The following is a 14,890-nucleotide window of genomic DNA, read 5'->3' as shown; positions in this document are numbered from 1 at the left end:
TGCGGCCATTACCTTGCAGCCTCCGGAGCAATCCGGCAGGACCATGAAAAGAGGATCAGGCGAGGCGAAATGGCGGATAAATCTTATGACGTAGTCGTCATTGGCGCAGGACCCGGCGGCTACGTGACGGCTATCCGTTCCGCGCAGCTTGGCTTCAAGACCGCCATCGTCGAAGCGCGCCACCTCGGGGGAATTTGCCTCAATTGGGGCTGCATCCCGACGAAGGCCTTGCTGCGCTCCGCCGAGATCTTCCATTACATGCAGAAGGCCGGCGATTACGGATTGACGGCGGAAAAAGTCGGCTTCGACATGGGCGCCGTCGTCAAGCGTTCGCGCAATGTCGCCGGTCAGCTCAACCAGGGCGTCGGCTTCCTCATGAAGAAGAACAAGATCGACGTCATCTGGGGCAGAGCGAAGCTTGCGGGCAAGGGCAAGATCGAGGTGTCGCCGAGCGACGAGCCGGCTCCGAAGGGGGCGCTCGAGCCCGGCCAGTACTCCGCCAAGCACATCATCGTGGCAACGGGCGCACGCCCGCGGGTTCTTCCAGGCCTCGAACCCGACCAGAAGCTCGTCTGGACCTATTTTGAGGCGATGGCGCCCAAGAGCTTGCCGAAATCGCTTCTCGTCGTCGGTTCCGGCGCGATCGGGATCGAATTCGCTTCCTTCTACCACACGCTCGGCTGCGACGTGACGGTGGTCGAGGTGCTGCCGCAGATCCTCCCCGTCGAGGATGCGGAGATCTCATCGCTCGCGCGGAAGCGCCTTGAAAAGCAGGGCATCAAGATCCTGACCGAAGCGAAGGTCTCGAAGCTTGAGAAAGGCTCAGACGACGTTACGGCAACGATCGAGACGAAAGACGGCAAGAGCGAGAAGAAGACCTTCGAGCGGGTCATCTCCGCAGTCGGCGTGGTCGGCAATATCGACGGTCTCGGCCTGGAAGATCTCGGCGTGAAGACGGAGAGGGGGCTGATTGCGGCCGATCCCTATGGCCGGACGAGCGTCGAGGGGGTCTATGCGATCGGCGATGTCGCGGGTCCGCCGATGCTCGCGCACAAGGCCGAGCACGAAGGGGTCATCTGCATCGAGGCGATCAAGGGCATGGAGCCGCACCCGATGGACAAGCTCAAGATCCCGGGTTGCACCTATTGTCATCCGCAGATCGCCTCCGTCGGGCTGACCGAAGCCAAAGCCAAGGAAACCGGACGCAAGATCCGTGTCGGGCGTTTCCCCTTCATCGGCAACGGCAAGGCCATCGCGCTCGGGGAGCCGGACGGGCTCGTCAAAACGATTTTTGACGCAGAGACAGGGGAGCTTCTGGGTGCTCATATGATCGGTGCCGAAGTGACGGAACTGATCCAGGGATTCGTTGTCGCGATGAACCTCGAAACGACGGAAGAAGAGTTGATGCACACGGTGTTCCCGCATCCGACCCTCTCGGAAATGATGCACGAGAGCGTTCTTGACGCGTATGACCGCGTTATCCACGTATGAACTCGTGCCCGACAGGGCTGAAAGCAATCTAGAGGAGACGGGGATGGAAGGTTTCGGTTGGATTATGACGATCATCATCGGCGGTCTCGCCGGTTGGATCGCCGAAAAAGTGATGAGCGCCGACCACGGCCTGCTCACAAATATCGTCTTGGGCATTCTGGGTGCCATTATCCTGAATGCCATACTGGTGGGTTTGTTCGGTTCCACCCTCGGCGGCTTCATCGGTCAGCTCGTCGTGGCCGCGATCGGCGCCTGCCTTCTCATTTTTGGTTACCGCGCAGTTCGCGGCCGCAGATAGTCAAGAGTTTTGGTCACTCTCATCAACACAGTCGAACCTTCTGAAGATGGCGCGCCCGAGGCAACTTCTCGGCCGCGTCATCCAGAGAAGGCCCGCAGGCCGGATTCGCCGATCCAGCGCAAACCCGCCTGGATCCGCGTCAAGGCTCCCGTCTCCCAAGGCTACCGCGATACGGCCGGTATCGTTCGGTCGAACAAACTCGTCACGGTGTGCGAGGAAGCGGGCTGTCCCAATATCGGCGAGTGCTGGGAAAAGAAGCACGCCTCGTTCATGATCCTGGGCGAGACCTGCACGCGGGCCTGTGCGTTCTGCAATGTGCGCACCGGCATGCCGGGGCCTGTGGATCCGGACGAGCCGGAGAATCTCGCGCACGCCGTCGCCCAGATGGGGCTGCAGCATGTGGTGGTGACCTCTGTCGACCGAGACGACCTCGAGGATGGCGGCGCGGCGCATTTCGCAGCGGTCATTCGCGCCATTCGCGAGGCGACGCCGGAGACGACCATCGAAGTTCTGACGCCCGATTTCTTACGCAAGAAGGGTGCGCTCGAGATCGTCGTCGAAGCGCGTCCCGACGTCTTCAACCACAATCTGGAGACGGTGCCGTCGCTTTATCTCAAGGTGCGGCCGGGGGCCCGGTATTTCCATTCGATCCGGCTTTTGCAGCGCGTGAAGGAGCTCGATCCGGAGATGTTCACCAAGTCCGGCGTCATGGTCGGGCTTGGGGAGACGCGCAATGAAGTGCTGCAGCTCATGGACGATCTCAGGACGGCTGAGGTCGACTTCCTGACCATGGGCCAGTACCTGCAGCCCTCGCGCAAGCATTATCCGGTGAAAGAGTTCGTCCCTCCTGAGGGCTTCAAGAGTTACGAGGCAATCGCCTATGCCAAAGGCTTTCTCATGGTGTCGGCGAGCCCATTGACGCGGTCTTCCCACCACGCCGGAGACGATTTCGCCCGCCTGCGCAAGGCCCGCGCTGCACTCGCCAGCTGATCCCATGCATCATCACGAGACTTCCCGCACCGTCAGCCACTCCGCGGAGGAGATGTTCGATCTCGTCGCGGACGTGGAGAAATACCCGCAATTCGTGCCGTTCTGCGAGAGGCTGAACGTGCGGGGAAGAAAGCAGATCGAGGGTCGTACGATCCTCGTCGCCGACATGACCGTCGGCTACAAGATGCTGCGCGAGACGTTTACCAGCAAGGTGACCCTGGACCGTGAGGCTCTGTCCATCCGGGCCGATTACCTCGATGGGCCGTTTCGGACGATGGAGAATATCTGGACCTTCGAGCGCCTCGGTGAAAACCAGGCGAAGATCCATTTCTGCATCGATTACGAGTTCAAGAGCCGGACGCTCGCCACGCTGATGGGCGCGATGTTCGATCGCGTGTTTCGAACCTTTGCTGCGTCCTTCGAACGCCGCGCGGATACGCTTTACGGAACCGAGGGCGCGCCCAGCCGCGCCTGAACGGACGCTCTTATTCCGCCTGCCGACCAGGCAGCATTTGCGCCGTCTCAATCAGAAAGTTGAGCGCGACGATCGCACTTTCGCGCCGGATCCCTTCGCGACCGAGGAGAGGGTCGAACCATCTCTCACGATGGCCGGTCGCGCCATGGCGTTGCGCCACAGCAAAATGCACGAGGCCGACTGGCTTTGCCTCGGTTCCGCCGTCGGGCCCTGCAACGCCTGTCACTGAGACCGCCATATCGGCATGCGAATGGGCGAGGGCGCCTTCCGCCATCGCACGTGCCACGGCTTCACTGACTGCGCCCTCGACGTCGATAAGCGTCTTCGGCACGCCGAGAAGCTCTTCCTTGGCCTCGTTGGAATAGGTGACGAAGCCACGCTCGAAGGCGGCGGATGAGCCGGGGATGTCGGTCAGGGCAGCCGCGATGCCGCCGCCGGTGCAGGATTCGGCGGTCGCCAGCCGGACGCCCTTGTCCTTGCAGAGATCAAGAAGTTCGATCGCCTTGCTTTCCATGTCACGCATCGATGTCTCCAGGCACCGCGACGCTGACGGCAGCAAGAGCTGCAATGCCCTCACGCCGGCCGGTAAAGCCGAGCTTCTCGCTCGTCGTCGCCTTGACGTTGATACGGTGGCGGGCGATCGCGAGCATCTCAGACAGTCGTTCCGACATGGCTTCGCGATGCGGCCCGACCTTCGGTGCTTCGCAGATCAGCGTCACGTCGACATTGACGATCGCTCCGCCGCGAGCGGCCACGCGTTCGATCGCAGCCTTCAAAAAGATCTCTGAATCGGCGCCCTTCCATTGCGGGTCGCTCGGCGGGAAGTGCTGTCCGATATCGCCTTCCCCGATCGCGCCATAGATGGCGTCGGTGAGGGCATGCAGCCCGACATCGGCATCCGAATGGCCCTCCAAGGCCATATCGTGATCGATCTTCACACCGCACAGGAAAACGTGGTCGCCTGGACAAAAGGCATGCACGTCGAAGCCCTGACCTGCGCGATATTCGCGCGCCGGAGCCAGATGGGCAGCAGCTCGCGCAAAATCTTCGGAAGTAGTCAGCTTGATGTTCCTTTCATCGCCTTCGACGGACCGCACATGGAGGCCGGCCGCCTCTGCGACCGCCGCATCATCGGTCAGGTCGTCGCGTTCCGCAGCGGCCCGGTGCGCGTCCAAAATAGGTTGGAATGGAAAAACTTGCGGCGTCTGGACGGCGCGACAGCTCGATCGCTCGATCGTCCCCAAGACGACGCCGTCCTCGACGTGCTTCAACGAGTCAGAGAGCGCGAGCGTCGGAACCGCTCCGGTCTTGTCGTCGGTTGCCGTCGTCATCCGGGCGATGAGCTCGCGCGAGACGAAAGCGCGCGCCGCATCGTGGATGAGGACGATCTCCGGCCGCTCGTCCGAAAGTGCTTCGAGCCCGAGACGCACCGAGATCTGTCGCGTCGCTCCGCCGGCAATCGGCTCTCCGATCCCGGACAAACCCGCAACCGCCTCGTCATAAAGAGCACGGTCATCCGGATGGATGACACAGCGGATGACGTCGATCTCGGCAGCCTCCTGGAAAGCGAGCAAGGTGCGACGCAACACCGCCATCCCGCCGATTTGCGCATATTGCTTCGGCAGGCCGAGCCCGGATCTATGACCCCGCCCGGCAGCCACGATCAGGGCTGCATATCTGGGTCGTGCGGACGAGCGTGGCGCAACATTGCCTTCTTCACCGTTCATGTGTACCGAAACCTCGCTCACGGACTTGCCGAAGCCGTAGACATGACTAGATTATCGGCAAACATAGTTTTTGCCGGATTTTTCATCATTGCCCGACGCAGATCTCACCACCGATAGCTTGAAGATTGCCGGGCTGTCGATTCCCAATCGCGCCCTGCTGGCGCCCATGTCCGGGGTGTCCGACCTCCCGTTTCGGCGGCTCGCCGCGCGTTACGGCGCGGGGCTCGTGATTTCCGAGATGGTCGCCTGCGACGCCGTGCAGCGGCAATCGGAAGAGGCGCGGTTGCGTGCGGAAGGCGAGGGCCTTTCCCTCCATGTCGTGCAGCTCGCCGCACGCGACGAAGAGGCCATGGCCGAGGGCGTGCGGATCGCCGAAGCGGCGGGAGCCGCAATCATCGACATCAACATGGGATGTCCGGCCAAGCGCGTAACAGGCGGCTTTGCCGGTTCCCATCTCATGCGCGATCTCGATATGGCCGAGCGTCTGATCGCCTCTGCCGTGCGCGCCGCCAAAGTTCCGGTCACACTGAAAATGCGCCTCGGCTGGGACCATACCTCGCTCAATGCGGCAGAGCTGGCGCATCGTGCGGAGAACGTGGGCGTGGCAATGGTGACCGTCCATGGACGCACACGCAGCCAGTTCTACAAGGGCAAGGCCGATTGGGATGCTATCCGACCCGTGGCTCAAGCGGTCGGAATTCCGGTTATCGCCAATGGCGACCTCACGACACCCGAAGATGCGCCAGACATGCTGCTACGTTCGGGAGCGGCGGGGGTGATGATCGGCCGCGGCGCTTACGGGCGCCCGTGGATCGTCGGTCAGGCGGGCGACGTCCTTAAAGGCAAAACCCCGCGACCCGATCCGACAGGGAGAGAGCGTGCCGACCTCATTATGGAGCATTACGATATGATCCTGGCTCACTATGGGCCGGTTCCAGGCGTTCGCATCGCCCGAAAACACCTTGCCTGGTACCTCGACGATTTTGCGATGGACGCACCGGCGCAGGCTGCTCGCGGCAGGCTTCTGCGCGAAACGGAGGCACGGCGCGTACAGGCCGAACTCGCAGCCCTCTTGCCCGATCTTCGGGCGGATGCCGCTTCCTTGCGCGAGGCTGCCTGATGAAGCCTTACGCAGAAGAGGGGGTACCGGCGCTCGCGATCCTCAACGCGCTGCCGCATCCGATTTTCGTGGTCGATGCCGACAACACCATTTTGAACGCGAACCAGGCGGCGGAGAGTTTTTTCGGCGCAAGCTCCGCAGTCATGCATCGCGACGGCCTCGAACGCCTCGTGCCTTTCGGCAGCCCATTGTTTCCCTTGCTCGACCAAGTCCGTTCGCGCGGCGCGGCGATCGCCGAATACCGCGTCGACATGAGTTCGCCACGCATCGGCTCCGACAAGCTCGTCGATATCTACGCAACGCCGGTCTCCATGACGGATGCCTGCGTCTCGGTTCTCCTCCTCCCGCGCTCTGTGACGGAGAAGATTGACCGGCAGCTGACATATCGCGGGGCCGCGCGCACCGTGACCGGCCTTGCCGCCATGCTGGCGCACGAGATCAAGAATCCGCTTTCCGGCATTCGCGGCGCTGCCCAGCTCCTGGAAGCGTCCGCGAGTCAGGAAGATCGCCCGCTGACCCGCCTCATCTGCGATGAGACGGACCGCATCGCCGGCCTGGTCGATCGCATGGAGACCTTCACCGATGCTCGCCCAATCGAGCGTGAACCGGTCAACATTCACCGCGTCCTGGAGCGTGTGAAGACACTCGCCACATCCGGCTTCGCGCGCGGCATCCGCATCACCGAAGAATACGATCCGTCATTGCCGCCGGTCCTGGCAAATCGCGACCAGCTTTTGCAGGTCTTCATAAATCTCGTGAAGAATGCGGCGGAAGCCCTTGCAGATCAAAAAGATTCAGAAATAACATTTCGCACGGCCTACCGGCCTGGGATTCGCTTGTCGGTTCCCGGGACGCAAAGCCGTGTCAGCCTCCCGCTGGAATTCACCGTCATGGACAACGGACCGGGCGTGCCCGACGACGTACTGCCTCATCTCTTTGATCCGTTCGTCACCTCGAAGGCGAATGGCACGGGTCTTGGATTGGCGCTCGTAGCCAAGATCATCGGCGATCACGGAGGCATCATCGAGTGCGAATCCCAGCCCCGCCGCACGCTTTTCCGCATTCTTATGCCGACGCTCGAACAGACGTCGGACGAGCTCGACCTGAAGGAGGATGGAGCCTCGTGAGTCAGAGCACGATTCTCGTCGCCGACGACGACACGGCGATCCGAACAGTCTTGAACCAGGCGCTGTCGCGCGCCGGCTACAATGTCCGTCTGACCTCGAACGCAGCCACGCTGTGGCGCTGGGTGGCGGAAGGCGAGGGCGACCTCGTCGTCACCGACATCGTCATGCCGGATGAAAACGCGTTCGAGCTCTTGCCGCGCATCAAGCGCGTCCGGCCGGAGCTGCCGATCATCGTCATGAGCGCACAAAATACCTTCATGACGGCGATCAAGGCATCTGAACGCGGCGCTTACGATTATCTGCCGAAGCCCTTCGATCTGAAGGAGCTTATCGCGACGATCGGTCGGGCACTGTCCGAACCGCGTTCGAAAGTGATCGCCGAACACGACCAGCAGGACGAAGCCATCCCGCTCGTCGGTCGCTCGCCGGCGATGCAGGACATCTACCGCGTTCTTGCCCGGTTGATGCAGACGGATCTGACGGTCACCATTTTTGGTGAATCCGGCACCGGCAAGGAGCTGGTGGCGCGCGCGCTCCACGATTACGGCAAGCGCCGCAAGGGCCCCTTCGTCGCCGTCAACATGGCCGCCATCCCGCGGGAGCTCATTGAATCGGAGCTCTTCGGCCACGAACGCGGCGCCTTCACCGGCGCCCAGCATCGTTCCGCCGGCCGCTTCGAACAGGCGGAGGGCGGCACGCTCTTCCTCGATGAAATCGGCGACATGCCGATGGATGCGCAGACGCGCCTGCTGCGGGTGCTGCAGCAGGGCGAATATACGACCGTCGGCGGCCGCACGCCGATCCGCACTGACGTCCGGATCGTTGCGGCTACCAACAAGGATCTGAAGAACCTGATCCGCCAGGGCCTCTTCCGTGAGGATCTCTTTTTCCGCCTGAACGTCGTTCCGATCCGCCTGCCGCCATTGCGCGAGCGCACAGATGATATTCCCGATCTTGTCCGCCACTTCCTCGTCCAGGCCGAGCGCGAAGGCTTGCCCGTCAAGACGATGGAGAATGATGCGCTCGATGTGCTCAAACGCCATCGCTGGCCGGGGAATGTGCGGGAACTCGAAAACCTCATCAGACGCCTGACCGCGCTTTATCCGCAGGAAACGATCACCGCGGACCTGATTCGTCACGAGCTCGATCCGATCGGCGACGTGGAAGAATCCGCGCGCCCAGCGGAGGAAGAGAGCCTCTCGAATTCCGTCGCGCGGCACATGACCAATCTCTTCAACGAGTTCGGCGACGCTTTGCCGCCGCCCGGGCTCTACCATCGGGTGTTGCGTGAGATCGAAGTTCCCCTGATCGGCGCAGCTCTGGGCGCCACTAACGGCAACCAGATCCGCGCGGCGGAGCTCCTCGGCCTGAACCGCAACACGTTGCGCAAGAAAATTCGCGATCTGCAGATCCTGGTTGTGCGCGGTCCGAGATAAAAGGGCCGCGCGCACTGTGCGGGCGCCGTTTTTGTGACATATTAGCCACGTTCTGTGCCCACGCATGAGCGATCAACCCGATCGACCGTAGGATCCATGTCCGTCGCCACTAGCCCTGATCTGCCACCCGAACGCATCCGTCCGGGCTTTGGCGAACGCAACCGCATCGCGCGCATGGTCGGCCTGCTCGCGGTTCTGCTGGCGCTTTCAAGCGCCATCGGCACGTTTCTGATCCTCACCGGACAGACCACGATTGAGCCGACGCCCGCAGTCGTGCGCGCGGCGGGCCTCCTGAACGGCATTGTCGTTCTTTTCCTCATTGGGACGGTCGCGTTCGAGGCAACAGGGCTTTGGATTGCGCGGAGGCACGGACGCGCCGCCGCACGGCTGCATGTGCGCATCGTAGCGCTGTTCTCGATCATCGCGGCTCTGCCGGCGATCCTGACGGCCGGAATCGCGTCCATCACGCTCAACAAGGGCCTCGACCGCTGGTTCGCCGAGCGCACCGAAGCGATCATCGAGAATTCGCGGGAGGTCGCGCAGGCCTATGTGCAGGAGCACAGCCGCATTCTGGCGATCGATCTTCTGGCGATCGCAAGCGAGTTCAACCGCGTCGCACCGGATCTGGAGCTCAACAAAAAGGCGATTGCCGCCTACCTGTCCAATCAGGCGCAGCTGCGCGGCCTGTCGGCGATCGCGCTCATCCGGCGCGACAGATCCGTAATTGTCGAGGGCAAGACCTCGACCAACCTCAAGGTGCCGCCACCACCGCAGCAGGTGTTCGAAGATGCCGACGAAGGCCGTCCGGCGCTGATCGCACCAGGCACGACCAATCTCGTTGGCGGTGTGCTGAAGATCACCAGCCTGGACGACGTCTATCTCTACCTTGCCCGTCCACTGGACCCCAAGGTGACGCGACAAGTCCGTCTCACCGAGGAGAGCGCCGCCGAATACGGCCAATTGCAGGAGAACCGCTTCGGCGTGCAGATCGCCTTTGCCATCCTCTTCGTCGGCATGGCGCTGGTGGTGCTTTTGTCCGCCATCTGGATCGGTCTCGGCTTCGCCAACGGGCTCGTCGCGCCGATCCGACACCTGATCGGCGCGGCCAGTAAGATCTCAGGCGGCAATCTCGACGTCAGCGTGCCTGTTCAGGAGAAAGCCGGCGACCTCGGCATTCTTTCCGCGACCTTCAACCGAATGGCCGGACAACTGCGTTCGCAACGCAATGCGCTGCTCTCGGCCAACAGCCAGCTCGACGAGCGCCGCCGCTTTACCGAGGCGGTCCTGTCGGGCGTTTCGGCAGGCGTCATCGGCCTCAACGCCGGCCGCATCGTGACGCTTGCCAATCATCCCGCGCTGGAGGCAATCGGCGAAGAAGAGACCGGCATCGTCGGCCGTCACGTCAACGATATTCTGCCAGAATTGCAGAACGTTCTCGACGAGGTCGCCAATCGCGGTCGCGGTTCGGCACGCGATCAGATCATCATTGCGCGCGAAGGCGAGCCTCGCACGCTCAATGTGCAGGTGACGATCGAGCAGTCCGACGACAGCTCGCATGACGGGTTCGTCGTCACGCTCGATGACATCACGGACCTCGTGGCCGCGCAGCGCCGTTCCGCCTGGGCCGATGTTGCTCGCCGCATCGCGCACGAGATCAAGAATCCTCTCACCCCGATCCAACTTTCTGCCGAACGCATCCGCCGCCGTTTCGGACCACGCATCGACGAAGAGAAAGACCGCGTCGTCTTCGATCAGTGCACGGAGACGATCATCCGCCAGGTCGGCGATATCCGCCGCATGGTGGACGAGTTTTCCGCCTTTGCGCGGATGCCCAAGCCGGTCATGGAAGCGCGCGATCTGCGCGAGCTGATCCGCGAAGCCGTCTTCCTTCAGGAAGTCGGGAACCCGAACATCAGTTTTGCACTTGATCTGCCGGAAACGCCCGTCGAGGCGCCCGTCGATCATCGTCTGGTCACCCAGGCGCTCACCAATATCGTCAAGAACGCCACCGAGGCGATCGAGGCCGTTCCGGAAGATGAAAACGTGAGCGGCGAAATCCGCGTGCGCGTGCGCGACGATGTCGATCATGCGATCGTCGACGTGATCGACAACGGCAAGGGTCTGCCGCAGGAGGGTCGCGAGAAGCTTCTCGAGCCCTACATGACAACCCGCCAGAAAGGCACCGGCCTCGGCCTTGCGATTGTGCGCAAGGTGATGGAGGAGCACGGAGGCTCCATTGAACTCCTCGACGCACGAGCGGCCGGCGTGGATGCGCGCGGCGCCTGCGTTCGAATGAACTTCCCACATACCAACCATCCGGCCGCGACCGAGGCAGAGACGAAGCCTGCGGAACGCGCCGAACAGGAGAGCAAGTGATGGCTACCGACATCCTTGTCGTCGACGATGAAGCCGATATCCGCGAACTCGTCGCCGGCATTCTTGAAGACGAAGGCCACGGCACACGCACCGCCGCCAACAGTGACGCCGCGCTGGAAGCGATCGCAGAACGCAGACCCGGCCTTATCTTTCTCGATATCTGGCTGCAGGGAAGCCGGCTCGACGGACTGGCACTTCTCGATGCGATCCACACCGAGCACCCGGCGTTGCCGGTGGTGATCATTTCCGGTCATGGCAACATCGAGACGGCCGTCTCCGCCATCAAGCGTGGCGCCTACGACTATATCGAAAAGCCGTTCAAGGCAGACCGTCTCGTGCTCGTGGCGCAACGCGCCCTGGAGGCGTCTCGGTTGAAGAAGGAAGTGGCCGAGCTGAAGCAGCGCTCGGGCGTCACCAACGATCTCGTCGGCTCCTCTTCCGTCATGCACCATCTGCGTCAGACGATCGAACGTGTCGCTCCGACGAACAGCCGGGTGATGATTTTCGGAGCTTCAGGAGCGGGCAAGGAGCGCGTGGCGCGCGCCATTCACGCCGCCTCCCGGCGGGCCAACGGCCCGTTCGTCGTGTTGAGCTCAGCCGCCATCACGCCCGAAAACATGGAAATCGCTCTCTTCGGCACAGAAGCCGCCGAGGGCGAACATCGCCGTGTCGGGGCGCTGGAAGAGGCGCATGGTGGCATCCTCTATCTGGAGGAGGTCGCGGACATGCCGCGCGAGACGCAGAACAAGATCCTGCGAGTTCTCGTCGAGCAGACCTTCGAGCGGGTAGGGGGCAGCAAAAAGGTCAAGGTCGACGTCCGCATCCTCTCTTCGACGGCCCGCGACCTCGAAGCGGAAATCAAGGAAGGGCGGTTTCGAGAAGACCTGTTCCATCGCCTGAGCGTCGTCCCGATTCGCGTTCCGTCATTGGCAGAGCGTCGCGAAGACGTCCCCGAACTCGTCGACTATTTCATGGCGCAGATCGCCCAGACGGCCGGCCTGCCGACCCGGCGCATCGCGGATGATGCAATGGCCGTGCTTCAGGCGCACGACTGGCCGGGAAACATCCGTCAGCTGCGCAACAACGTCGAACGGCTGATGATCCTGACCCAAGGAGATGCGGAAGCGATGGTGACGGCCGCCATGCTGCCGCCGGAGATCGGCGAGATCCTGCCTGCGAGCCCCGCCGATGGATCGGCCCACATCATGTCACTGCCTTTGCGGGAAGCCCGCGAGGTGTTCGAGCGAGAATATCTCTCCGCGCAGATCAACCGGTTCGGCGGCAATATCTCGCGCACGGCCGAGTTTGTCGGCATGGAACGCTCGGCCCTGCATCGCAAGCTGAAGAGCCTCGGGGTATAGAGCCTCACGGCGGCGGGATTCTCGCAACAAAGGACATTTCATGCGCGTCATCATTTGCGGCGCTGGCCAGGTCGGATACGGCATCGCGGAGAAACTGGCGACGGAGAACAACGACGTCACGGTGATCGATCGTTCGCCGCATCTGGTGAATGCCATTCGTGACACGCTGGACGTGCGCGGCTTCGTCGGCCATGGATCTCATCCGGACGTTCTGGCGCGCGCTGGCGCCGACGAGGCCGACATGCTGATCGCCGTCACCTTGTACGACGAAGTCAACATGGTCGCGTGTCAGGTTGCCCATTCGTTGTTCAATCTGCCGACCAAGATCGCCCGCATCCGCTCACAGACCTATCTCGCCAAGCACTGGAGCAACTTGTTCTCACGCGATCATCTGCCGATCGATGTGATCATTTCACCCGAGGTCGAAGTGGGCGAGATGGTGCTCCGCCGCCTGGCGCAGCCGGGTGCCGTCGAGACCATCCCTTTTGCCGACGACAAGGTGACGGTCCTCGGCATCGTCTGCGACGAAAACTGCCCGGTCATCGACACGCCTCTTCGTCAGCTGACCGAGCTCTTTCCCGACCTCAATGCCATCGTCGTGGGCGTTTTCCGAAATGGGAACCTGTTCGTGCCGCGCTCGGCCGATCAGATGATGGCGGGAGACCTCGTCTACGTGATGACCGACACGGGGAGGGTGAAGCGCACCCTTACGATTTTCGGCAAGCAGGAGACGCTCGGCTCGCGCGTCGTCATCGGCGGCGGCGGCAATATCGGCCATTACGTTGCCCACCATCTGGAGAAGCGCAATCCGCGCGCCAAGATCAAGGTGATCGAGATGGACCGCAATCGCGCCGTCGAGATCGCCGAGGCGCTCGACCGCACCGTCGTGCTGCACGGTTCGGCGATGGACGACGTCATCCTGAAAGAGGCCGATATCGCTGAGGCCGACACGATGCTCGCCCTCACGAACGACGACAAGGTCAACATTCTCTCTTGCGTGATGGCGAAGAAGCTCGGCTGCCGACGCGCTATGAGCCTTTTGAACGATTCCGCCTTCCCGCCGTTGGTGCGCACGATCGGCATCGACGCTTTCGTAGATCCGCGCGCCGTCACCATCTCGCGCATCCTGCAACACGTCCGCCGCGGCCGTATCCGCAACGTCCACACGATCCAGAATGGCGCAGCCGAGGTGATTGAGGCGGAAGCTCTGGAGACGTCGCCGCTTGTTGGCCGCCCATTGCGCGAGCTCGATCTGCCGGGCGGCATTCGGATCGGTGCGATCTTGCATGGCGGCGAGGTTATCGTCCCGACGGGCGCAAGCCAGATCCGAAAGGGCGACCGCCTCGTCATCTTCGCCATTGCCAATCAGGTGCACCGCGTCGAGCAGATGGCGCGGGTGAGCCTCGAGTACTTCTGATTGCGCATATCCAGCGCCTGCGCGTCGAAGGGCACACGCCTTGTCGGCCGGCCTTAATCTTGCTTAGTGCCGTTGCGTAAATCGCGCACGCACGAATCCTGCGTTGTGGAGGAGTTTTCCGATGTCGAGAGTGGCCTATGTCAACGGCCGGTATGTTCCGCACGCCCATGCGATGGTCCATGTCGAGGATCGCGGATACCAATTCGCCGATGGCGTCTACGAAGTTTGCGAGATCTGGCACGGCCGTCTCGTCGATATGAAAGGCCATCTCGACCGTCTGGAGCGCTCGCTGCGTGAGCTTTCGATCGCCATGCCCATGACCCGCGCGGCCCTGACGGCGGTCATGCGCGAAACCGTGCGCCGCAACCGCGTGACCGAAGGCATGGTCTATCTGCAGATCACGCGCGGCGTGGCTCCGCGCGAGCATATTTTCCCGCCGGCGAGCACGCGCCCGGCCGTTGTGATCACGGCCAAGACATTTGACCGCATCAAGGCCGACAAGCAGGCAGAGGAGGGGGTTACCGTCATCACGACGCCGGACAATCGCTGGGAACGTGTCGACATCAAGACCGTCGGTCTCCTGCCGAATGCGATGGCGAAGCAGAAAGCCAAAGAGGCCGGCGCCAAAGAAGCCTGGTTCGTGGACGCGGAAGGCTACGTCACCGAAGGCTCATCGACGACGGCCTGGATCGTCACGCAGGATGGCGCGCTCGTCACCCGTCCGAACGGCACGGGAATCTTGCCTGGCGTGACGCGGCAGACGGTGGAAGAGGTTGCCCGACGCGACGGGCTGAAGCTTGAAGAAAGAAAGTTCACCCCAGAAGAAGCCAAGGGTGCCCGCGAAGCGTTCATGACAGCAGCGACGACCCTCGTCATGCCCATCGTGGCGATCGACGGGCAGAGCGTGGCCAATGGTCGCCCCGGCTCCATTGCGACGGCTCTCCGACAGCGTTTTCATGAGGTGGCGCAACTGGAAGCGCACTAGACGCTACCTATATCTGGGTAGGTCTTGTTGAGGGGTGACAGGCCGAAGCGAAACAGGCAATCTGTTTCGCGCGGCGCAACAAAAATA

13 protein-coding genes are annotated in these 14,890 nt (G+C 62.4%); 11 read left to right on the top strand and 2 right to left on the bottom strand.

The features are described from left to right. The first annotated feature begins 69 nt into the window (after positions 1-69). Genes lpdA through NYQ83_RS01145 form a run of 4 tightly spaced genes read left to right on the top strand, consistent with a single transcriptional unit; the run spans position 70 to position 3,254 of the window. Positions 70-1,491: a dihydrolipoyl dehydrogenase gene (gene lpdA / locus NYQ83_RS01160; protein WP_261211579.1), complete on the top strand. Its 1,422-nt coding sequence runs from the start codon at positions 70-72 to the stop codon at positions 1,489-1,491. Continuing rightward, positions 1,469-1,789, top strand: coding sequence for a GlsB/YeaQ/YmgE family stress response membrane protein (locus NYQ83_RS01155; protein ID WP_409976970.1), 321 nt, complete (start codon positions 1,469-1,471; stop codon positions 1,787-1,789). Before lpdA ends, NYQ83_RS01155 begins: the two co-directional genes overlap by 23 nt. A 9-nt stretch (positions 1,790-1,798) precedes the next feature. Further along, positions 1,799-2,779, top strand: coding sequence for a lipoyl synthase (lipA, locus tag NYQ83_RS01150; protein WP_261211578.1), 981 nt, complete (start codon positions 1,799-1,801; stop codon positions 2,777-2,779). Positions 2,780-2,783: 4 nt separating this feature from the next. Next, positions 2,784-3,254 (top strand): type II toxin-antitoxin system RatA family toxin, encoded by a 471-nt coding sequence (locus NYQ83_RS01145; protein ID WP_092812290.1) that lies wholly within the window; start codon positions 2,784-2,786, stop codon positions 3,252-3,254. 10 nt (positions 3,255-3,264) lie between these two features. On the opposite strand, the gene NYQ83_RS01140 is transcribed toward NYQ83_RS01145, so the two are convergent. After that, on the bottom strand, positions 3,265-3,777 hold the full coding sequence (locus tag NYQ83_RS01140; RefSeq protein WP_409976938.1) for a CinA family protein: 513 nt from the start codon (positions 3,775-3,777) through the stop codon (positions 3,265-3,267). Beyond that, positions 3,770-4,981, bottom strand: coding sequence for a bifunctional 2-C-methyl-D-erythritol 4-phosphate cytidylyltransferase/2-C-methyl-D-erythritol 2,4-cyclodiphosphate synthase (locus NYQ83_RS01135; RefSeq protein ID WP_261213882.1), 1,212 nt, complete (start codon positions 4,979-4,981; stop codon positions 3,770-3,772). The genes NYQ83_RS01140 and NYQ83_RS01135 overlap by 8 nt, the downstream gene beginning before the upstream one ends. A 166-nt stretch (positions 4,982-5,147) precedes the next feature. Here NYQ83_RS01135 and dusB point away from each other — a divergent pair, with 166 nt between their 5' ends. From dusB to NYQ83_RS01100, 7 genes are all read left to right on the top strand, one after another. Then, positions 5,148-6,101 (top strand): tRNA dihydrouridine synthase DusB, encoded by a 954-nt coding sequence (dusB, locus tag NYQ83_RS01130; protein WP_409976969.1) that lies wholly within the window; start codon positions 5,148-5,150, stop codon positions 6,099-6,101. Continuing rightward, entirely contained in the window at positions 6,101-7,228 is a 1,128-nt protein-coding gene (locus NYQ83_RS01125; RefSeq protein ID WP_261211566.1) for a two-component system sensor histidine kinase NtrB, read from the top strand. Before dusB ends, NYQ83_RS01125 begins: the two co-directional genes overlap by 1 nt. Further along, positions 7,225-8,664, top strand: coding sequence for a nitrogen regulation protein NR(I) (ntrC, locus tag NYQ83_RS01120; RefSeq protein ID WP_128294076.1), 1,440 nt, complete (start codon positions 7,225-7,227; stop codon positions 8,662-8,664). Before NYQ83_RS01125 ends, ntrC begins: the two co-directional genes overlap by 4 nt. Before the next feature lie 96 nt (positions 8,665-8,760). Beyond that, positions 8,761-11,040 (top strand): sensor histidine kinase NtrY-like, encoded by a 2,280-nt coding sequence (locus NYQ83_RS01115; protein WP_261211563.1) that lies wholly within the window; start codon positions 8,761-8,763, stop codon positions 11,038-11,040. Next, complete coding sequence (locus NYQ83_RS01110; protein WP_234627987.1) at positions 11,040-12,401, top strand: sigma-54-dependent transcriptional regulator; 1,362 nt, start codon at positions 11,040-11,042, stop codon at positions 12,399-12,401. The genes NYQ83_RS01115 and NYQ83_RS01110 overlap by 1 nt, the downstream gene beginning before the upstream one ends. 40 nt (positions 12,402-12,441) lie before the next feature. Beyond that, positions 12,442-13,818: a Trk system potassium transporter TrkA gene (trkA, locus tag NYQ83_RS01105; protein WP_261211558.1), complete on the top strand. Its 1,377-nt coding sequence runs from the start codon at positions 12,442-12,444 to the stop codon at positions 13,816-13,818. Positions 13,819-13,939: 121 nt separating this feature from the next. Then, positions 13,940-14,803, top strand: a complete 864-nt coding sequence (locus NYQ83_RS01100) for a D-amino-acid transaminase (RefSeq protein WP_128294079.1) — start codon at positions 13,940-13,942, stop codon at positions 14,801-14,803. Positions 14,804-14,890 lie beyond the last annotated feature (87 nt).

This window comes from Afifella sp. JA880 (genome assembly GCF_025379905.1).
Taxonomy (GTDB): Bacteria; Pseudomonadota; Alphaproteobacteria; order Rhizobiales; family Afifellaceae; genus Afifella; species Afifella aestuarii.
This window is presented reverse-complemented; position numbering and strand designations above follow the sequence as displayed.

Bases quoted from the DNA above. Each gene is read 5' to 3' on its own strand.
- lpdA (WP_261211579.1), top strand. From the start codon at position 70: ATGGCGGATAAATCTTATGACGTAGTCGTCATTGGCGCAGGACCCGGC.
- NYQ83_RS01155 (WP_409976970.1), top strand. From the start codon at position 1,469: ATGACCGCGTTATCCACGTATGAACTCGTGCCCGACAGGGCTGAAAGC.
- NYQ83_RS01145 (WP_092812290.1), top strand. From the start codon at position 2,784: ATGCATCATCACGAGACTTCCCGCACCGTCAGCCACTCCGCGGAGGAG.
- NYQ83_RS01140 (WP_409976938.1), bottom strand. From the start codon at position 3,777: ATGCGTGACATGGAAAGCAAGGCGATCGAACTTCTTGATCTCTGCAAG.
- NYQ83_RS01135 (WP_261213882.1), bottom strand. From the start codon at position 4,981: ATGAACGGTGAAGAAGGCAATGTTGCGCCACGCTCGTCCGCACGACCC.
- dusB (WP_409976969.1), top strand. From the start codon at position 5,148: ATGTCCGGGGTGTCCGACCTCCCGTTTCGGCGGCTCGCCGCGCGTTAC.
- NYQ83_RS01125 (WP_261211566.1), top strand. From the start codon at position 6,101: ATGAAGCCTTACGCAGAAGAGGGGGTACCGGCGCTCGCGATCCTCAAC.
- NYQ83_RS01115 (WP_261211563.1), top strand. From the start codon at position 8,761: ATGTCCGTCGCCACTAGCCCTGATCTGCCACCCGAACGCATCCGTCCG.
- NYQ83_RS01110 (WP_234627987.1), top strand. From the start codon at position 11,040: ATGGCTACCGACATCCTTGTCGTCGACGATGAAGCCGATATCCGCGAA.
- trkA (WP_261211558.1), top strand. From the start codon at position 12,442: ATGCGCGTCATCATTTGCGGCGCTGGCCAGGTCGGATACGGCATCGCG.
- NYQ83_RS01100 (WP_128294079.1), top strand. From the start codon at position 13,940: ATGTCGAGAGTGGCCTATGTCAACGGCCGGTATGTTCCGCACGCCCAT.